Here is an 18,805-nt window from a genome sequence, read left to right on the forward strand (position 1 = left end):
CGCGTCATGCGCGTCGCGCGGGAACGCTCACGCCTGCAATCCGTGAAGAACGAATGGTGACTCCCATGCAATCGATACCCTCTTCCGCTGCTGCAAGACAGACTCAACCGGCCGCCGCGCCCCGTACGCAAAACGACGCGTTCGTACGCATCGAAAACGTCGTGAAGAAATTCGGCGACAGCACGGCCGTCGACAATGTGAACCTGACGATCGCGAAGAACGAGCTGTTCGCGCTGCTCGGCAGCTCGGGCTGCGGCAAGTCGACGCTGCTGCGCATGCTCGCCGGGCTGGAGACGGCCACCTCCGGCAAGATCTTCGTCGACGGCGAGGACCTCGCGTCGCTGCCGCCGTACCGCCGCCCGGTGAACATGATGTTCCAGTCGTACGCGCTGTTCCCGCACATGTCGGTCGAATCGAACGTCGCGTTCGGCCTGAAGCAGGAAGGCACGCCGAAGCACGAAATCAAGGAGCGCGTGGCCGACGCGCTCGCGCTGGTGCAGATGAGCAAGTATGCGCAGCGCAAGCCGCACCAGCTCTCCGGCGGCCAGCAGCAGCGCGTCGCGCTGGCGCGCTCGCTGGTCAAGCGCCCGAAGCTGCTGCTGCTCGACGAGCCGATGTCCGCGCTCGACAAGAAGATCCGCCAGAAGACCCAGCTCGAACTCGTGAACATCATCGAGAAGGTCGACGTGACCTGCGTGATGGTCACGCACGACCAGGAAGAGGCGATGACGATGGCCAGCCGCCTCGCGGTAATGAGCGAAGGCAAGATCGTGCAGATCGGCGCGCCCGGCGAAGTGTACGAGTTCCCGAACAGCCGCTTCTCGGCCGAATTCATCGGCTCGACCAACCTGTTCGAAGGGCGCGTGGTCGAGGACGAACCCGATCACATCTTCGTCGAAAGCGACGACCTCGAAACGCGCATGTACGTGAGCCACGGCGTGACGGGCCCGCTCGGGATGCCGGTCGGCATCTCGGTGCGCCCGGAACGCGTGCACGTGTCGCGCGAGAAGCCGGGATCGAAGCACAACTGGGCGCGCGGCGTGGTGACCGACATCGCGTACATGGGCAGCTACTCGCTGTATCACGTGCGCCTGCCGAGCGGCAAGACGGTCGTGTCGAACCTGTCGAGCTCGCACCTGCTGCACGACAGTGCGCCGGCCTGGAACGACGACGTGTTCGTGTCGTGGTCGCCGGCCAGCGGCGTCGTGCTGACGCAGTGAGGACGACACGATGAGAACCTCCGCTTCCACTCCGTCCGCGCCGGTGTCGTCCGGCGCCGCGAGCACCGACGCCGGCCGGGCCCGCCCGAGCCGCTTCGCCGCGCTGTCGCGTTTCCTGCCGTCGGGCCGCAGCGTCGCGATCGGCGTGCCGTTCCTGTGGCTCGCAGTCTTCTTCGCGCTGCCGTTCGTGCTGGTGCTGAAGATCAGCTTCGCCGACCAGGTGATGGGCATCCCGCCGTACACGTCGCTCGTCGAGTTCAAGGACGGCGTCGTGCACTTCGCGATGCAGCTGTCGCACTACGCGTTCCTGCTGCAGGACGACCTGTACATCGCGACCTACCTCAGCTCGCTGAAGATGGCCGCCGTGTCGACCGTGCTGTGCCTGCTGATCGGTTACCCGATGGCGTACTACATCGCGCGTGCCGAGCCGAACCGGCGCAACGTGCTGATGATGGCCGTGATGCTGCCGTTCTGGACGTCGTTCCTGATCCGCGTGTACGCATGGATCGGCATCCTGAAGGACGACGGCCTGCTGAACCACACGCTGATCGCGCTCGGCATCATCCACACGCCGCTGCGGCTGTATCACAGCGATGCGGGCGTCTACATCGGGATGGTCTATTCGTACCTGCCGTTCATGGTGATGCCGCTGTACGCGCACCTGGTGAAGATGGACCTCACGCTGCTCGAGGCCGCCTATGACCTTGGCGCGAAGCCGTGGGTCGCGTTCACGCGGATCACGCTGCCGCTGTCGAAGAACGGGATCATCGCCGGCAGCCTGCTGGTGTTCATCCCGGCGGTGGGCGAGTACGTGATTCCGGAACTGCTCGGCGGCGCGGACACGCTGATGATCGGCCGCGTGATGTGGGATGAATTCTTCAACAACATGGACTGGCCGATGGCGTCCGCGGTGACGGTCGCGATGGTGATGCTGCTGCTGGTGCCGATGGCGCTGTTCCAGTACTACCAGGTCAAGGAACTGGAGGAAGCGAAATGATCAAGCCGAGCAAACCGCTGTCGACGGGCGTTCTCGCCTTCGGGTTCCTGTTCCTGTACATCCCGATCATCAGCCTGGTCGTGTACTCGTTCAACGAGTCGAAGCTGGTGACGGTGTGGTCGGGCTTCTCGCTGAAGTGGTACGCGGCGCTGTGGCAGGACGACGAGCTGCTGACCGCCGCATGGCTGTCGCTGAAGATCGGCCTGCTGACGGCCACCGCGTCGGTCGTGATCGGCACGTGGGCGGGCTTCGTGCTGGCGCGCTTCGGCCGCTTCAAGGGCTTCACGCTGTACACGGGGATGATCAACGCGCCGCTGGTGATTCCGGAAGTGATCCAGGGCATCTCGCTGCTGCTGCTGTTCGTTGCACTGGAGCAGATGTTCGGCTGGCCGAAGGGGCGCGGGATGCTGACGATCTGGATCGGTCACGTGATGCTGTGCGTGTCGTACGTGGCGATCATCGTGCAGTCGCGGGTGAAGGAGATGAACAAGTCGCTGGAAGAGGCCGCGCTCGATCTTGGGGCGACGCCGCTGAAGGTGTTCTTCGTGGTGACGCTGCCGCTGATCTCGCAGGCGCTTCTGTCGGGTTGGCTGCTGTCGTTCACGCTGTCGATCGACGACCTGGTGCTGTCGGCGTTCCTGTCGGGGCCGGGGTCGACGACGCTGCCGCTGGTGGTGTTCTCGCGCGTGCGGCTGGGGCTGAACCCGGAGATGAACGCGCTGGCGACGCTGTTCATCACGGCCGTGACGGTCGGCGTGATCGTCGTGAACCGGATGATGATCGCGCGCGAGCGACGCCGGGTGGCCGACATGAAGGCGGCGTTCGCGGTGGCGGCAGCATGACGTCCCGCTTCCTGTTCCGACGATAACAAGCACTGCAAACAAGCAAGGCGCGCCGCCCAGAGGCGGCGCGCGATTCGATCACGTATCGACAGGCGCACGACAAGGAGAATCCGCAATGAAGAAGAAACTGATCTGCCTGCTGGTGGCCGGCGCGTTGCCGGGCATCGCGCTGGCCGGCTCGACATCCGCCGAGATCAAGGCGCTGCAGGCGCAGGTCGCGGCGCTGCAGAAGCAGATGAAGGCCATGCAGGCGCAGCTCGGCGCGAAGCCGGGCGGCGCCGTTGTCGCGCAGTCCGGCGCGAAGGCCGCCGCTGCGCCGGCCGAGGTGGCCGCCGATCCGGGCTCGCCGGACTACGGCAAGGCGCGCGCCACGCTGACCAACGACGACGTCAGCGAGATGAAGCAGCAGATCGCGAACCAGCAGCTGAAGGTCGACTCGCTGACGGACGCGGCCAACACGGGCCCGCTCGCCGGCCTGTCGGTGACGGGCTACATCGATCCGACCTACATCTACAACCGCGCGGCCGGCACGTCGTCGTTCCTGTTCGCGAACCACGAGAACGCGTACAACTACTTCAACAGCACGTTCGGTGATCTCTACCTCGACATCAAGAAGACCTTCGGCGTCGGCCCGATGGCGCCGTCGGCGGAAATCACGCTGATGCCGAACCGCGGCAACGGCATCACGCTGCTGCAGAACTCGCGCGGCTCGATCACCGACAACCTGCTGAACACGGCGGTCATCAACGTGCCGATCACCGCCGAGACGACGCTGGTCGCCGGCCTGATCCCGAGCTTCGGCGGCTACGAAGTGCAGCAGTCGAACCAGATGCTCACGCTCACGCACAACCTGCTGTACGATTTCTCGGATCCGGGCAGCTACGTCGGCGTCGGCGCGAACTACACGAAGGGCAGCTGGGCGTGGAAGTTCTTCGTCGGCAACGAGCAGTACCGCACCTACGGCTCGGTCACGCAAACGGGCACCAATGCGCTCGGCGACCCGATCACCACCAGCAACAGGGTGCCGACCTTCACCGCGCGCGCGGACTACACGTGGTCGAGCGCACTTGACCTCGGCGGTTCGTTCAACATCGGGCGGCAGACGCTGTCATCGGCGGCAGTGACAGATCCGGTGACCGGCCAGCAAATCGGCGTTAACTATGGCCCGGGTGGTGCCTCACCGAGCGCCTACGGTTCGTTCTTCTTCGGCGAACTCGACGCGACCTACACGCTCGCCGATATCCAGTACAACGCCGAAGTCGACTACGGCCGGCAGCAGCATGCGGCATTCAACGGCGGGCTCGCGCAGTGGTACGGCCTGTCGCTGCTCGCGCACCGCAAGTTCAACGCGCCGGTGGTCGGCCGCATGGGCGTGACGCTGCGCTACGACCTGCTCGCCAACACGAAGAACGGCGGCGGCGGCGGCGGCATCGCGCTGAACGGCAACGGGATGGATCCGAACAACGGCTTCGGCGTCGATGCGGACTGCCTCGCGATGTCGAAGGCCGGCGGCGGCCTGGGCTTCGAGTGCAAGGGCGCCGTGCGCCAGGACGTCGCGCTCGACCTGCTGTTCTATCCGACCCAGCAGATCACCGTGAAGGTCGAATACCGGCACGACTGGGCGAACAACAAGGTGTTCCTGCGCAACGACGGTTCGTACGGCAAGTCCAACGACCTGCTCGCGACGCAGTTCATCTATTCGTTCTGACGCTGGCCGCGCGGGACGCCGTGCCGCGCGCACGGCGTCCCGCGCCGTTTTCAACGGCGGCTGCCGGCCGGTCGCGTGCCGTTGCAGCCTTTTCGAGGGAGTCGGTTTGATGACGCAGTCTTTCACCCGCCGCGCCGATGCGCTCGCGCGCGACTCGTACTACGAAGCGACGGCCGCACGGCCCGTGGTCGATGACCCGGTGCTCGACGACACGATCGACGTCGATGTCTGCGTGATCGGCGCCGGTTTCGCCGGCCTGTCGACGGCGCTCGACTGCCGCGCGCGCGGGCTGTCGGTCGCGGTGATCGACGCGCACCGGCCCGGCTGGGGCGCGTCGGGCCGCAACGGCGGGCAGGCGATCACCGGCTTCGCGAAGGATGAAGAGATCGAGCGGCAGCTCGGCGCCGACGGCGCGCGCGCCGCGTGGTCGCTGTCGCTCGACGGCGTCGCGCTGATCGCCGAGCGGATCGCGCACTACGGGATCGACTGCGACTACACGCGCGGCTACCTCACGGTCGCGACGAAGCCGCGCCGCATCGACGACCTGCGTGCGTGGATGAGCGCCGCGACGTCGCGCTGGGGCCATCCGTCGCTCACGTGGCTCGACACCGGCGAAATCCGCACGCGCATTGCATCCGCGCGTTACCTGGCCGGCGTGCACGATCCGCTGTCGGGCCACCTGCATCCGCTCAAGTACTGCCTCGGCCTCGCCGATGCCGCGCGCCGCGAAGGCGTCGCGCTGTACGCGCACACGCCCGCGCTCGACGTCGTGCGCGGCGCACGGCCCGTCGTGCACACGCCGTCGGGCGAGGTGCGCTGCCGCTTCGTCGTGTCGTGCTGCAACGCGGGCCCGGGCGGCGTGCTGCCCGCCGCGACCGCCGCACGCATCGCGCCGATCGCGTCCTACATCATCGCGACCGAGCCGCTCGGCCAGGCACGCGCCGACGCGCTGATCGCGCGGCGCGAAGCCGTATGCGACAACAACTTCTTCCTCGACTACTTCCGGCTGTCGGCCGACCACCGGATGCTGTTCGGCGGCCGCGCGAATTCGGCCGGTGCGTCGCCCGCCACGCTCGCCGAAACGATCCGGCAGCGCATGGCCGGCGTGTTCCCGCAACTTGGCGACGTGCGCGTCGACCACGCGTGGGGCGGCTTCGTCGACGTCACGCGCAACCGCGCGCCGGACTTCGGCACGCTCGATCCGAACTTCTTCTACGTCCAGGGCTTCAGCGGGCACGGCGTCGCGCTCACCGGCATCGCCGGACGCGCGATCGCCGGCGCGATCGCGGGCGACACGCGCGCGTTCGACCTGTTCGCGCGCATGCGCCACCGGCGCTTTCCCGGCGGCGACGCATGGCGGCAACCCGCGCTCGAACTCGGGATGCTGTACCACCGCGTGCGCGAGCTGTTCTGAGCCCTCTTTCTCCGTTCTCCTGATCATGCAGACATTCGCCAACCAGCCGCACGTCGCGTCCTACTACGCGGCGACCGCCAACGATACGACCCGCCACGCGCCGCTCGCCGGCGCGGCCGACGCCGACGTGTGCGTGATCGGTGCGGGCCTCACGGGCCTGTCCGTCGCGCTCAACCTCGCCGAGCGCGGCCATTCGGTGACCGTGCTCGAAGCGTCGCGGGTCGGATGGGCGGCGAGCGGCCGCAACGGCGGCCAGTTGATCGGCGGCTTTGCGTGCGACATCGACACGTTCGGGCAATTCATGCCGGAAGGCGACGTGAAGCGCATCTGGGACATGGGGCTCGAAACGCTGTCGCTCGTGAAGTCGCGGATCGCGCAGCACGACATCGACTGCGCGCTGGTGCCCGGCTACCTGACCGCCGCGAACACCGAGCGCGACGCCGACGCGCTGAAACGCTGGCGCGACGAAGCCGCGAAGCGCTTCGGTTACGACCGCTTCCACTTCGTCGAAGCCGACGCACTCGGCGACTACGTGCAGTCCGCCCGCTATTGCGGCGGCTTGTACGACCCGGACAGCGGCCACCTCCATCCGCTCAACTACACGCTCGGCCTCGCCCGTGCGGCGACCGGCGCGGGCGTGCGCATCCACGAAGACAGCTGCGTGACGCGCGTGCGCGACGTCGCGGGCGGCCACGTCGTCGAGACCGGCAACGGTCATGTGCGGGCGCGCTTCGTCGTGCTCGCGTGCAATACCTACGTCGGCACGCTCGCCCCCGCGCTGGCGAAGAAGATCATGCCGGTCGGCACCTACGTGATCGCGACCGAGCCGCTCGGCGAAGCGCGCGCCGCCGCGCTGATGCCCGCGCGCGCGGCGATCTGCGACAGCCGCTTCGTGCTCGACTACTTCCGGCCGGCACCCGACACGCGGCTCGTGTGGGGCGGCAAGGTCAGCTATTCGACGCGGCAGCCGAACGATCTCGCGGCCGCGATGCGTGCGGACATGCTGAAGACGTTCCCGCAGCTCGCGGACGTGAAGGTCGACTACGCATGGGGCGGCTTCGTCGACATCACGATGAACCGCGCGCCGCACTTCGGCCGCATCGCGCCGACGATGTACTTCGCACAGGGGTTTTCGGGGCACGGCGTGAACACGACCGCGCTCGCGGGCAAGCTGATCGCCGAGGCGATCGACGGGCAGGCGAGCCGCTTCGACCTGTTCGACAAGATCCGGCATCGCGACTTCCCGGGCGGCGCGGCGCTGCGCACGCCGGCGCTGGTGCTCGCGATGAGCTGGTACCGGCTGCTCGACGCGTTCGGCGTGCATTGAGCGGCGCGGCGCGTGCCGCGCGCCGTGTTCCGGCACGCGCGGCCGCGTCAACGCAAAACGGCCGCGCACACGCGCGGCCGCCCGGTTTCAATGGCCCGATGCCGCAAGCGCGGCTTACTGCCGCCCCGCCGCATCGGCGCCCATCACGCCATGCCGGTCAGTCGGTGCCGTACTTCGGCGAGTGCGGACCGTACAGCAGCCCGTTCGGCGGCCCCGCCGCCAGCAGCCTTCCGCTTGTAAACGCGGCAACGTCGTGGCTCTGGTCCATCAGCGTATTGGCGATCTGCTTGACCGCGGCCGTCACCAGCATGCCGATCAGGCCGCCGCCGCCGCTGTTGCCGCCTTCGTCGCTGGCCGCGCTGGCCTCGCCCTGCCACAGCACGTCGCCCGTGCGCAGGTCGACGAGTTTGGCCGACGCGGACACCACCGTCGCGCTCGCGAGGATCCGGTACACGGTGCCGTACTTCGATACCTTCGCGTACAGCGCGGCGTCCGCGCCGAAGATCTCGCGCAGCTTCGCGGGCGGCGTCTCCTGGATCTCGGCCGCATTGGTCAGGCCGTTCTGCTTGAAGGTCTCGTCCATCACCGCGACCGGCACGACGTAATAGCCGGACTCGGCGAGCGGCAGCGTCATCTGCGACAGCATCCCGTAGGTCGCGCCGACGTCGGAGGTCTCGTTGACGGGCGGCAGCACGAGGATCGAGCGCGGCTGGCTCTTCTTGAATGCCGTGTAGTCGGGTCGTTTCACCGGCTGCGCGCACGCGCTCAGCAGCGCGGCGATCGACAGCACGGACATCAGCTTGAATGAGAGAGTCTTGAACATGGCTGGCGCGTCACTGTTTGGCTGTGTTCGAATCGGCGGTCTTCTGCCCGGCGATCGTCTGGCTGGCGGCCTGCTGGCCGGCGGCCTTCTGATCCGCGGATTTCGGCGCGCCGGTTTTCTTCTTCAGCAGGAAATCCATGTAGGTCGAGGATTCCGGGAACAGTTGCTTCTCGGCCTGCAGTTCCTGCTCGGCCTGCTGCTCGTTGCCGACACTCGCGTACAGCATCCCGAGATGCGCATGGAAGCCCGGCGGCGGCGTATGGCCCTTGCCGCGAATCTCCTGCAGCGCCTTTTCGAGCGCGTCGATCTGCTCCTGCGGCGACTTCTGTCCCTTGAAGTATTCGTACACCTGCGGCTGATAGCCCGTCCACTGATAGAGCGGCGGCGTGGAACTCGCGCAGCCGGCGAGCAGCAATGCGGCGGCCGTCGCCGGCAGCCAGTTACCCCGTTTCATGGTCTTTTCTCTTTTGATGTCGTGGTGAATCGATCGCGTGCAGCGCCGGCCCCGGCGCCTGCAGCGCTTACTGCGCGGTCTTCAGCGCGCCGGCGTCGACCTGCTCGGCGAGATGGTTCACGGCCTCCTGGATCGCGAGGTCGAGCACCTTGCCGTTGAGCGTCGAGTCGTAGCCGGCGGTGCCGCCGAAGCCGATCACCTCGCGGTTCGACAGGCTGAATTCGCCCGCGCCCTGGCTCGACGCAACGACTTCCGACGTCGTCGTGTCGACGATGTTCAGGTTGACCTTCGCATACGCGACCTGCGTCTTGCCGCGGCCGAGAATGCCGAACAGCTGGTGATCACCGACGTCCTTGCGGCCGAACTCGGTCACGTCGCCCGTCACCACGTAGTTCGCGCCCTTCACCGCCTGCGCCTTCTTCATGAAGCCGGCTTCCTGCTTGATCTCGTCGAGATTCTCGCGATCGAGCACGTTGAAGCGCCGGCTCTGCTGCAGGCGCGTGACGAGAATCGTCTTCGCTTGCCCGCCGAGGCGGTCGATGCCGTCCGAGAAGATGCCGCGCATGTAGCTCGAGCGGTTGTCGAACTTGCCGACCGCAATCGCGACGGGCTTGCCCGCGTAGGGCTTCTGCGCGCTGCTCACGGCCGGCACGTCGAGCGTGCGCGACGATTCGGTCGCGCAGCCGGACAGCGCGGCCGCAACCGCGGCCGCGACGAGAACGATGCGTCCTGTCTGGATATTCACTGCTGGGTCTCCTTGCGTGGAAAGGTGCCCGGATCGGGCGCGCCGGCTCGCGAACGAACCGGCGATCGGAACGGATACGGCAGCACTCATCGCCCGACGGGCGATGGCGGCATTCGAGGGGAAGAAGCGTGCAACGGACGCGTTGCAGCGGCAGGCGCAAAGGCGGCGGCGCGCCCGATATTCGCGCGCGCCGCGGTGATCCCGTTATTCTGATTGCTGCGCTGTTGATCGCGCATGATCGGCCCCGTATATGATTTTGCGCGATGATACCAAACGTATTTATTGAGACGGACTGTCTTTAAAAGAATTGACGATTTTCACGTCCCGCGGGTTGACGCATGCGGCTCCCCGCTCAGCCATGCGATTCACGGCACAGCGCGTCACCCAGCGGAATGGGTCATGCCCGGCTCCCGCAACAGCGAGATCGCCGGCGAGACGAAAATATTGAGATAACTCGAAAAGCCGCGCATGCGCATTGCCAATACCCCGAAAACAATTCTCGAGACACGGCACGGCATCTCCATCCAGAAAACCGGCAATCCGATCGATGCGCCATTGCGGCAGCCTGCACGCGCGCCCGCCGTCGATCACCCGCCGGCGCGCGCTGCCCTCCGCTAATCCGCCACCTTCTGCCGCATCGTCACGAACTCCTCGGCCGCGGTCGGATGGATGCCGATCGTGTCGTCGAACTGTGCCTTCGTCGCGCCCGCGCGAATCGCGATCGCGATGCCCTGGATGATCTCGCCGGCGTCGCGCCCGACCATGTGCGCGCCCACCACGCGCTGGCTGTCGCGCGCGACCACGAGCTTCATCATCGTGCGCTCGTCGCGACCCGACAGCGTGTGGCGCAGCGCCTTGAACGACGTGCGGTAGACGTCGACTTCGCCGTGCGCGCCACGCGCATCCGCCTCGGTCAGCCCGACCGTCGCGACCTCGGGCTGGCTGAACACGGCCGACGGCACCCATTCGTGATCGGCCGCGACGCGCGCCCCGCCGAACAGCGTGCGCGCGAGCAGCCCGCCGTCGCGCGTTGCCACCGGCGTGAGCTGCGGCCGTGACGTGACGTCGCCGATCGCATGGATCGAAGCGACCGACGTCGCCGAATACGCATCGACGGCGATCGCGCCGTGTGCATCAAGCATGACGCCCGCCTGTTCGAGCCCGAGCCCGTCGACATTCGGCACGCGGCCGGTCGCATAGAGCACCGCATCGTACGGCCCGTGCCGCGCGTCGCCGACGCGCACGCTCAGCGTGCCGTCGTCCGCGCGGGAAATCGACTCGACCACCGTGCGCGCGTGGATCGTGACACCCTGCTTCGTCATTTCGTCGGTCAGGAATTGGCGCACGTCGTCGTCGAAGCCGCGCAGGATTTTCTCGCCGCGATAGAACAGGTCGACCTGGCTGCCGAGGCCGTTGAAGATGCCCGCGAACTCGACCGCGATATAACCGCCGCCAACCACTGCGATGCGCGCGGGCAGCGCGGCGAGCGACAGCGCCTCGCGCGATGTGATCGCGTGCTCGATGCCGGGCCGCGGCGGCAGCGACGGACGCGAGCCGGTCGCGATCGCGATGTGGCGCGCCCGGATCGTGCGTTCGCCGATCGCGACCGTGTGCGCATCGACGAGCGTCGCGCGCCCCGCATGCATGTCGACGCCCGATTGCCGCAACAGGTTGATGTAGATGTCGCTCAGCCGATTGATCTCGCGATCCTTCGCGGCGATCAGCGCGGGCCAGTCGAGCGTGCCGGCGCCGAAGGTCCAGCCGAAGCCCTTCGCGTCTTCGACTTCGTGCGGGTAGTGCGATGCGTAGACGAGCAGCTTCTTCGGGATGCAGCCGCGCAGCACGCAGGTGCCGCCGATCTGCTCTTCTTCCGCTATGCCGACGCGCGCGCCGTATGACGCCGACATTCGCGCGAGCCTCACGCCGCCCGAGCCGGCGCCGATGACGAACAGGTCGTAGTCGAAATCCATCGCATTCCCTCATCGCAGTTCGGATGAAGGCACGATAGCAAGATTCGGGAATTCGTGCGGCGCACGGCGCGATCCGGCGCGCGCCCAATAAAAAACGGCGAGAGACGTCGCCTCTCGCCGGTCAACCCAGCTGCCGGTTTGTCATGCGTCACCGATCGACCGCATGCCCGACCTGCCGGTCGCGCGGCACCGGTCCGCCCGGGCGCGCGAACGGCGCGCCCACGGCCGGTCCAGCCGCCATGCTCATGCCTGCGACGTGTCGCTGCCGTCCGTCGCCTGCGTATCGTCTGCCGCCTGTTCGGGTTTCTCTTCCTTCTTCTCGAGCATGCCTTCGATCGCCTCGGCGCCCTTGAAGCCGGCGACGGCCGCTGCCGCCTTGGTCAGCAGGCCCGCATCCGGATCCAGCTTTTCCGCGCCTTCGACTGCCGCCACTGCGCCAGCGATTTCACCCACCGTGTTCAGGATACCCATCGTCATCCCCTTTCAAGAAAATCGTGTGACGGATCGTCCCACGAATAAAACCGGCGGACCGCGTTTGTCATCACCGGATACACAAGTTACGCACCAGGCCGGCCGCGCTCGCCGAGCGCCCGCCGGAACGACGCACGCGCGTGCACGGCGGCACACAGCGGCGATGTACGCAGCGTAGCGGAAAGCCTTCGCGCGTACTGTAAAAGTATGTTCTGGAATGCCGACGGATAGCTTACGAATTCCGCCGCGTCATGAAGCTGACGCCGAACGATGCGGTCCGAACCGGTGCCGGCCGCGCACACACGGCCGGCATCCCGTTCAGAACTGGTGCCGGATGCCGGCCATCACGCCGAGTTGCGTCATGCCGGGTGCGGGCGTCGTGCCGCCGCCGCCTTGGCTGACCGTGTACTGCGCGTTCGCGCTGTTCCACAGGTATGCGCCTTGCAGGTAGACGGCCGTGCGCTTGGACAGCAGGTACGTGCCGCGCAGCACGCCGATCGTGCCGCGCGCGTCGTGCACGCGATTGACGATCCGGTACGCGCCACCGTCGAAGACCAGGAACGGCGCGGCCCGCCACGACGCGGTCAGATAGAACTGGTCGTAGCCGACGTTCGGCATCTGCGCGGACACGAGCCGCACGCGGCGGCCGAGCCAGCCGCCGCCGAATCGCCACGCACCGAACTCGCCGTAACCGTTCAACTGCATGCGCACATCCTTGTCGCCCGGCTGCGTGAACGGGATCGGCGCGGCGCCGTCATAGAAACTCGCGGCCGCGCCCGCGCCGCCGCGCTGCTCGTCGTACGCGGCGGCCACGCCGAAGCCGTGCGCGTCGTAGCGCAGCATCGCCGACCATTCGCGGCACGTCTGCGCGCTGCCCGGCACCGGACCGGCGCAGGTGCCCTGCCCGGGCGAATTGCCGGTACCGGCCGCGTCGCGGCCGAACGACCAGGTCGCGCCGACGGTCAGCCCGCCGAACGCCCCCTTGTACGCGATCGTGTTGTCGCTGCGCGCGCTCGGCAGATATTGATCGAACGAAGCCAGGCCGCCATAGATGTCGGGCCCGAGCAGGTCGGCATCGGCCACCGCCCAGTACGTCATCGTGTACTGGCGGCCGAAACTCAGGCTGCCGTACGGACCGTCCACGCCGACCCACGCCTGCCGACCGAACAGCCGCCCGCCCTGGTTCGCGGCGCCGTTGCGCATGTTGAAGCCGTTCTCGAGCACGAAATTCGCGCGCCAGCCGCCGCCTAGCGCTTCGCTGCCGCGCAGCCCCCAGCGCGACGGCAGCTCGCCGGTGATGCCGGGCATGCGCACCACGCCGTCGCCCGCCGTGTCGGCATGCGAAACGAATTCGACGCCCGTATCGACGACGCCGTACAGCGTGACGCTGCTCTGCGCGCACGCCGGCGCGCACGCGAACGCGGCCAGCGCGGCGGATCCCGCCGCAACCCATGCTTTCATGATCTTTTGTCTCCGTCCGTTTTATTTCGTAGTCCGGATCGAATGAATGCATGGCACGCTGATGCTGCCGCATGCGATCCGGATGCTGGGCGCATTATCCGGAGACAAAACCGTGCTGAAAATTGCCGATTCGGCGAAAAGTCATAACCGCATGGCATGACTTGGTGGCGCGGCGCGCGACGACGATGCGCCAGTCAAAAGCCGGGAGGCGCGTTGCGGCGCCTCCCGGCATGCGATCGAACGAAACGTCTTTCGATCAGAAGATATTGCGCAGGCCGATCGCGATGCCCGTCTGGTTGCTGCGACCCGGCAGTTCGACGTTCGCCGCGCCGTTCGTCTTGTTGAAGTCGACGGTGCCGTAGACTTCGGTGCGCTTGCTCAGCGCGTACTCGGCGATGCCGACGATCGCGTAGCGGTTGCCGCTCGCGAGCGTGCCGTTCGCGGTCATCGCATTGCGCATGTGATCGTAGTAGAACGCGCCCGTCAGCGTCAGCGGCGTGCTGACCTGCCAGCTCACGCCCGCGAACGGACCGTCGTCGATCCGGCCGGTGCCCTTCGCGACCGGAATCGTCTGCTGCGCGAGCAGGCTGTCGACGAAGCCCGTGTCGTCCTTCGAGCGCAGGTAGCCGGCGTAGACCTTCGCCTTGCTGAACGCGTACACGACGTTCGCGTGGTAGATCGTCTGCTTGCGCGCCGAGTTGTCGCTGTTCTGCTGCGCGCCGGCCGCGATGCTGAGCGGGCCCATCACGTACGACAGCGACACGCCCCACGCATTGCCCTTGCCGAGCGAACCCGGAATCTGGCCCGAGAAGCCGCCGGCGCCGGTCGATTCGTAGTTGGTGCCGGTCGAGTACATCGCCTTCGCGGTCAGGCCCGCGAACTTGCCCGTGTACTTGATCTGGTTGTCCGCATACAGGCCGCCGCCGAGTGCGACCGGCAGCCATGCGTTCTCGAGGTAGTTGCCGACCGTCAGCGGATCGTAGGTGTCCGACAGCAGGTCGAACAGCGGCGTCTTCTGGCGGCCGAGGGTCACCGTGCCGTACAGGCTCTGCAGGCCGACGTACGCCGCGCGGTTGAACAGGCGGCCGCTGTCGGCGAATGCGCCGTTCTGCAGGTTCACGCCGCTTTCGAGGTTGAACACGGCCTTCAGGCCGCTGCCGAGGTCTTCCGTGCCGTAGATGCCGAAGCGGCTGTTGGTGATCGCGCCGTTGGTCATCGACAGCAGGCCGTCGTTCTTGGCGTTTGCGTTGGTCAGGTAGCGAATGCTGGCGTCGGCGACGCCCCAGAGCGTGACCGAGCTTTGTGCCGCCGCGTACTGGCTGGCGAATGCGAGCGCGGCGCCCCCTGCGATGGCTGCGAGTCGGGTGGTCTGCTTCATGAGCTTTCCTTTTTGTAGGTGTCTCCGTTCATTGCCGGCCGCGTGCGCAGCCGGGTGGCGATCGCGCACGCTCATGGCGCGCGCGATGTGGCCTGAATCATATGACGAGTCGGAAACATGAAAGAAATTGAAATGCGCCGTCACGGTGCGTTTGTCGTCCGGGAACAACGTTTCCCGCGCCGGGCTTCCGTCGCGCGCCGTCAGGTCGTTTGCGCCGCCCCGCCGCCGCCATTCCCCGCGCGACGCCACGCGCGCCGCACGATCTCCGCAAAGGCGCCGACGAGCAGCAGCACGGCGCCCCACAGCGCGACGTCGGGCACGAGCCGCGTCACGAGGCCGCCGACCACCGCGCCGGCCAGGAAGCAGAAGCTGATCGTCGCGAGCAGCGCCGAGTCGTGCAGCGCGCCCGCGTCATAGCGCGGGATCAGCCCGACGAACAGCTTCTGCGCGGCGCGCCGCAGGTTGCCGGTCGTCATCACCGACGTATACGACAGTTCCTCGAGATGGGTGAACGACAGCGTCTGCAGCGTCGCGACGAACGAGATGCCCGGAATCAGCCATGCGCTCGACGCACCGACGAGGCCGCTCGCGGCCACGCCGAGAAATGCGATCTCGACGATCAGGCTCGTGAACGCCGTGTGCCGCATCCAGCCGCGCTGCGCGGCAAGGCCAAGCAGGTGCGCGACGAACACCGCGATCACGAAGCCGAAGAGCGGCGGCACGTGATGCAGCGCGGCAGCCCATTCGCCGGCCGACAGGTTGATGCCGAGCAGCGCGACGTTGCCGGTCATCGTGTTCGCGAACACGTGGCCGTGGCCGACATACGTGTACGCGTCGAGGTAGCCGCCGGACAGCGTCAGCAACGCGGCGACAGTGAGATTGCGGCTGGCGCCGTCGAGATCCATCGATTCTCCGGTGGTGCGCGCCGCCCGGCCGCGCGCGGCGGGCGGTGCGACATTCAGTCCTGCCGGCGCGGGACGCCGCCGGCGCTGCGCGGCCGGGCATCGCCGCGTGCCGCGCGCCAATATAATGCTCGTCGTCGGGTGGCGGATTCCCGCCGCGCATCGCAGCCAGCCGGAACGTGCCGACCGGGCAGGTTTCACCGCCGAAGAACCGGCCGAGTATACCGGGCCGATCGGACCCGATTGCGACCCGATCGCCGCCCTGCGCCGCTTCACCGAGCCTTCGAATGACACTCGCGAAGTTCTTCCTGCGCTACACCGTCATCCCGTTCGCCGCGATCGTGCTGGTGGCCGTCTGGGCGTTCAACCGCGAATCGGGCGAGATCGACGCGCGCCAGTATGCGGCGCTGGTGGCCGCCTATCCGTCGTTCACGCCGAAGCTGAAGCACGAGGTGGCCGACGCGTTGCGCGGCGGCAGGCTCGCAAAGGCCGATTACGGCACGATCATGCGCGATGCGCTCGATGCGGGTTATGTGGTCGACTGGCCGGCCGTGACGGACGACGTCGGCAGCGAGCGCGGCCGGCTGCTCGGCATCGTGAACAGCGACCTGCCGGCGTCGCAGTAGCCTGCGGCCGCAGCCGGCAACGGCCGGCTGCGCGGCGGCTCACTGCCCGATGCCCGTGAGCCCGATCAGCGCGCCGCCCGCGAGCAGCCACAGCGGATGGATGCGCGTGCGCCACGCGAGCACCGCGCACGCGGCCGTGATGCCCCACTGCATCGCCGTGCGGTTCGACGCCTCTGAGATCAGCACCGCGCTCGCTGCGACGAGCCCCGCCGTGACGGGCATCATCCCCTGCTGCACGTAGCGGCGCCACGGCCGGTCGCGAAAGCGCTCCCATGCATGCAGCGCGAGCACGGTGACGATCGACGACGGCCCGAACTTCGCGAGCGACGCGACCAGCAGCCCGGCCCAGCCGGCCACGTGCCAGCCGACCAGCGACACGATCATCATGTTCGGCCCGGGCGCTGCCTGCGCCAGCGCGAACAGCGCGGTGAACTCGTGCGCGCTCATCCAGTGATGCACGTCGACGACCTGCCGCTGCATCTCCGGCAGGATCGTGTTGCCGCCACCGAACGCGAGCAGCGACAGCTGGCTGAAGATCGTCGCGATCGCGACCAGCGTGTCGTTCATGGCCGGCCTCCATGCTGCGCGTCGCGCGCGGCAGCCGGCGCCGGCCGCGGCGTGCCCGCATCGCGGCGCCGCGACGCGAGCCACACGCTGATGGGTGTGAGCACCAGCATCGTGGTCAGCAGCGGCATGCGCAGCACCGCGATCGCGACGAACGCGAGCGCCGCGATGCCGGCCGCCGCGCGCGCGTGCCGCAACGGCTTCGCGACCTTCACGGCCATCGCGACGAGCAGCCCGGCGGCCGCGGCAGCGAGCCCCGCGAACAGGTGCTGCACGTGCGGATCGTTCTGCGTCTTCGCGTACAGCACGCCGAGCGCGACGACGACGAGCGTCGGGCCCGCGATCAGCCCGAGAATGCCCGCGAACGCGCCGGCGACGCCACGAAAGCGCATGCCGACGGCGACCGACAGGTTGATCACGTTGCCGCCCGGCAGGAACTGGCACAGGCCGAGCAGATCGGTGAATTCGTCGGCGGAGAGCCACTTGCGCTCGTCGACGATCGTGCGCCGCGCGAACGGCAGCGCGCCGCCGAACGACATGAGGCCGAGCGACAGGAAGCCGGTGAACAGCTCGGCGAGACCGACCCTGCGGGGTGACGCGACAGGCGGCGGGGAAACGGATTGCATGGGGATCCTCATCAAACGGTCAGCCGAGGTTACCGCCGTTCGGGATTCCGGCAAAACGATTTTATCGGCGCTTCCTTGTGATCTAGAATCACAAGCATGGCACGCGATCTCCCGCCCTTTTCCGCGCTTCGAGCCTTTGAAGCCGCGGCACGACATGAAAGCTTCAGCGCCGCCGGCGACGAGCTGCATGTGACTCATGGTGCCATCAGCCGGCAGATCGCCGCGTTCGAGGCATGGCTCGGCAAGCCGGTGTTCCACCGCTACGGCAAGCGCGTGAAGCTCACCGACGAAGGCCGCCGCTACCTGGACACCGTGCGCGCGGCGTTCGACAGCATCGCGCACGCGACCGAGCAGTTGCGCAACAGCGGCGCGGCGCGCGTGCTGCGCATCAATGCGCTGCCGACCTTCGCGATGAAATGGCTGCTGCCGCGCCTGTCGCGGTTCCAGCGCGACGTGCCGAACGTCGAGCTGAAGCTGTCGACATCGAACGCGCCGCTCGACGCGCTCGACGGCTTCGATGTCGCGATCCGCCGCGGCCCCGGCCACTGGCCGAACTGCACGAGCGGCCACTTCCTCGACGAAAGCGTGATTCCGGTCTGCAGCCCCGCGCTGCTCAGGCGCGCGCCGATCGCGCGCGCGGACGACCTCGCACGGCACGTGCTGCTGCATTCGGATACGCGGCCGGAAGGCTGGCGCGACTGGTTCGCGGCGGCCGGCGTGGCGATGAAGGGGCGCAAGCGGCAGTCGTTCGACCACTTCTACCTGGCGCTGCAGGCGGCCGTCGACGGGCTCGGCGTCGCGCTCGGCCCGCTGCCGCTGATCGACGACGAGCTCGCGAGCGGCCGGCTCGTGATGCCGCTCGGCGGGCCGCGCATCGCGACGCGCAGCTACTGGTGGATCACGCCGCGCGCGCCGGCCGACGATCCGCTCGTCGCGCAGTTCTGCGCTTGGCTCGAAGCGCAGACGAACGCAAACGCATGACGCGTTGCACACCCGACACCTGATCGAAACGCAAGCGCTGCGCTGCCGCCCGTCCCCGCACGCGTTGCAAGACTGAAACCATTCGCACGCGTCGCATCCGTTTCCCCTGCGGATTCGCCGTCGCGCCGCACATGCGATCCCCCGTCACTCCGGCCTTTCCGCACCGGGCCTGGCGCGCCGCCGACCGGCCCCGCCGTCGCCGGTTTCACGCCTGAAACATTGCCCCCTCCGAAACGTTGCACGGCTGCAAGCAGCGACCGCCCAGCCCCTGCCCGCGCGGCTATCCGCGCGCTGGC

Annotated in this window: 19 protein-coding genes; 9 read left to right on the forward strand and 10 right to left on the reverse strand. The window is 67.8% G+C overall.

Going from position 1 to position 18,805, the window contains the following annotated elements; all coding sequences use genetic code 11:
* Positions 1-65: 65 nt before the first annotated feature.
* The 6 genes from CUJ89_RS16560 (at position 66) to CUJ89_RS16585 (ending at position 7,508) form a co-directional block, all read left to right on the forward strand.
* Positions 66-1,220 (forward strand): ABC transporter ATP-binding protein, encoded by a 1,155-nt coding sequence (locus CUJ89_RS16560; protein WP_114178262.1) that lies wholly within the window; start codon positions 66-68, stop codon positions 1,218-1,220.
* A gap of 10 nt (positions 1,221-1,230) precedes the next feature.
* Complete coding sequence (locus CUJ89_RS16565) at positions 1,231-2,217, forward strand: ABC transporter permease subunit (RefSeq protein WP_114178263.1); 987 nt, start codon at positions 1,231-1,233, stop codon at positions 2,215-2,217.
* The gene (locus CUJ89_RS16570; protein WP_114178264.1) at positions 2,214-3,059 is read left to right on the forward strand and encodes an ABC transporter permease subunit; all 846 of its coding nucleotides are present in this window, start codon (positions 2,214-2,216) and stop codon (positions 3,057-3,059) included. Before CUJ89_RS16565 ends, CUJ89_RS16570 begins: the two co-directional genes overlap by 4 nt.
* A 115-nt stretch (positions 3,060-3,174) precedes the next feature.
* Positions 3,175-4,767, forward strand: a complete 1,593-nt coding sequence (locus CUJ89_RS16575) for a DUF3138 family protein (protein ID WP_114178265.1) — start codon at positions 3,175-3,177, stop codon at positions 4,765-4,767.
* A gap of 109 nt (positions 4,768-4,876) precedes the next feature.
* Entirely contained in the window at positions 4,877-6,181 is a 1,305-nt protein-coding gene (locus CUJ89_RS16580) for an NAD(P)/FAD-dependent oxidoreductase (RefSeq protein WP_114178266.1), read from the forward strand.
* Positions 6,182-6,206: 25 nt separating this feature from the next.
* Complete coding sequence (locus tag CUJ89_RS16585) at positions 6,207-7,508, forward strand: NAD(P)/FAD-dependent oxidoreductase (protein WP_114178267.1); 1,302 nt, start codon at positions 6,207-6,209, stop codon at positions 7,506-7,508.
* Between the two features lie 157 nt (positions 7,509-7,665).
* On the opposite strand, the gene CUJ89_RS16590 is transcribed toward CUJ89_RS16585, so the two are convergent.
* From CUJ89_RS16590 to CUJ89_RS16600, 3 genes are all read right to left on the reverse strand, one after another.
* A complete protein-coding gene (locus CUJ89_RS16590; RefSeq protein ID WP_114178268.1) occupies positions 7,666-8,331 on the reverse strand; it encodes a DUF799 domain-containing protein in 666 nt (221 codons plus the stop codon).
* Positions 8,332-8,341: 10 nt separating this feature from the next.
* On the reverse strand, positions 8,342-8,785 hold the full coding sequence (locus tag CUJ89_RS16595; RefSeq protein WP_114178269.1) for a DUF4810 domain-containing protein: 444 nt from the start codon (positions 8,783-8,785) through the stop codon (positions 8,342-8,344).
* 67 nt (positions 8,786-8,852) lie between these two features.
* Complete coding sequence (locus tag CUJ89_RS16600; RefSeq protein ID WP_114178270.1) at positions 8,853-9,530, reverse strand: CsgG/HfaB family protein; 678 nt, start codon at positions 9,528-9,530, stop codon at positions 8,853-8,855.
* Positions 9,531-9,998: 468 nt separating this feature from the next.
* Between CUJ89_RS16600 and CUJ89_RS38005 the strand changes: the two genes are divergently transcribed.
* Positions 9,999-10,148 (forward strand): hypothetical protein, encoded by a 150-nt coding sequence (locus CUJ89_RS38005; protein WP_161556542.1) that lies wholly within the window; start codon positions 9,999-10,001, stop codon positions 10,146-10,148.
* Here the strand turns inward: CUJ89_RS38005 and gor are convergent.
* From gor to CUJ89_RS16625, 5 genes are all read right to left on the reverse strand, one after another.
* The gene (gor, locus tag CUJ89_RS16605) at positions 10,145-11,500 is read right to left on the reverse strand and encodes a glutathione-disulfide reductase (protein WP_114178271.1); all 1,356 of its coding nucleotides are present in this window, start codon (positions 11,498-11,500) and stop codon (positions 10,145-10,147) included. The two genes, CUJ89_RS38005 and gor, sit on opposite strands and share 4 nt — an antisense overlap.
* A gap of 243 nt (positions 11,501-11,743) precedes the next feature.
* The gene (locus CUJ89_RS16610) at positions 11,744-11,971 is read right to left on the reverse strand and encodes a hypothetical protein (RefSeq protein WP_047901084.1); all 228 of its coding nucleotides are present in this window, start codon (positions 11,969-11,971) and stop codon (positions 11,744-11,746) included.
* Positions 11,972-12,289: 318 nt separating this feature from the next.
* Positions 12,290-13,432 (reverse strand): porin, encoded by a 1,143-nt coding sequence (locus CUJ89_RS16615; protein ID WP_114178272.1) that lies wholly within the window; start codon positions 13,430-13,432, stop codon positions 12,290-12,292.
* A 256-nt stretch (positions 13,433-13,688) separates the two neighbouring features.
* A complete protein-coding gene (locus tag CUJ89_RS16620) occupies positions 13,689-14,810 on the reverse strand; it encodes a porin (RefSeq protein WP_114178653.1) in 1,122 nt (373 codons plus the stop codon).
* Positions 14,811-15,010: 200 nt separating this feature from the next.
* Positions 15,011-15,715, reverse strand: coding sequence for a YoaK family protein (locus CUJ89_RS16625; protein ID WP_114178273.1), 705 nt, complete (start codon positions 15,713-15,715; stop codon positions 15,011-15,013).
* A gap of 284 nt (positions 15,716-15,999) precedes the next feature.
* On the opposite strand from CUJ89_RS16625, the gene CUJ89_RS16630 reads away from it, so the two are divergent.
* Positions 16,000-16,338: a hypothetical protein gene (locus CUJ89_RS16630; protein ID WP_114178274.1), complete on the forward strand. Its 339-nt coding sequence runs from the start codon at positions 16,000-16,002 to the stop codon at positions 16,336-16,338.
* Between the two features lie 39 nt (positions 16,339-16,377).
* On the opposite strand, the gene CUJ89_RS16635 is transcribed toward CUJ89_RS16630, so the two are convergent.
* Positions 16,378-16,905 (reverse strand): chromate transporter, encoded by a 528-nt coding sequence (locus CUJ89_RS16635; RefSeq protein ID WP_114178275.1) that lies wholly within the window; start codon positions 16,903-16,905, stop codon positions 16,378-16,380.
* On the reverse strand, positions 16,902-17,528 hold the full coding sequence (locus CUJ89_RS16640) for a chromate transporter (protein ID WP_114178276.1): 627 nt from the start codon (positions 17,526-17,528) through the stop codon (positions 16,902-16,904). The genes CUJ89_RS16635 and CUJ89_RS16640 overlap by 4 nt, the downstream gene beginning before the upstream one ends.
* Positions 17,529-17,624: 96 nt before the next feature.
* On the opposite strand from CUJ89_RS16640, the gene CUJ89_RS16645 reads away from it, so the two are divergent.
* Positions 17,625-18,509 carry a transcriptional regulator GcvA gene (locus CUJ89_RS16645; RefSeq protein WP_114178277.1) on the forward strand — a complete coding sequence of 295 codons (885 nt, stop codon included), beginning with the start codon at positions 17,625-17,627 and terminating at the stop codon, positions 18,507-18,509.
* The last annotated feature ends 296 nt before the right edge of the window (positions 18,510-18,805 follow it).

The organism is Burkholderia pyrrocinia (genome assembly GCF_003330765.1).
GTDB lineage: Bacteria > Pseudomonadota > Gammaproteobacteria > Burkholderiales > Burkholderiaceae > Burkholderia > Burkholderia pyrrocinia_B.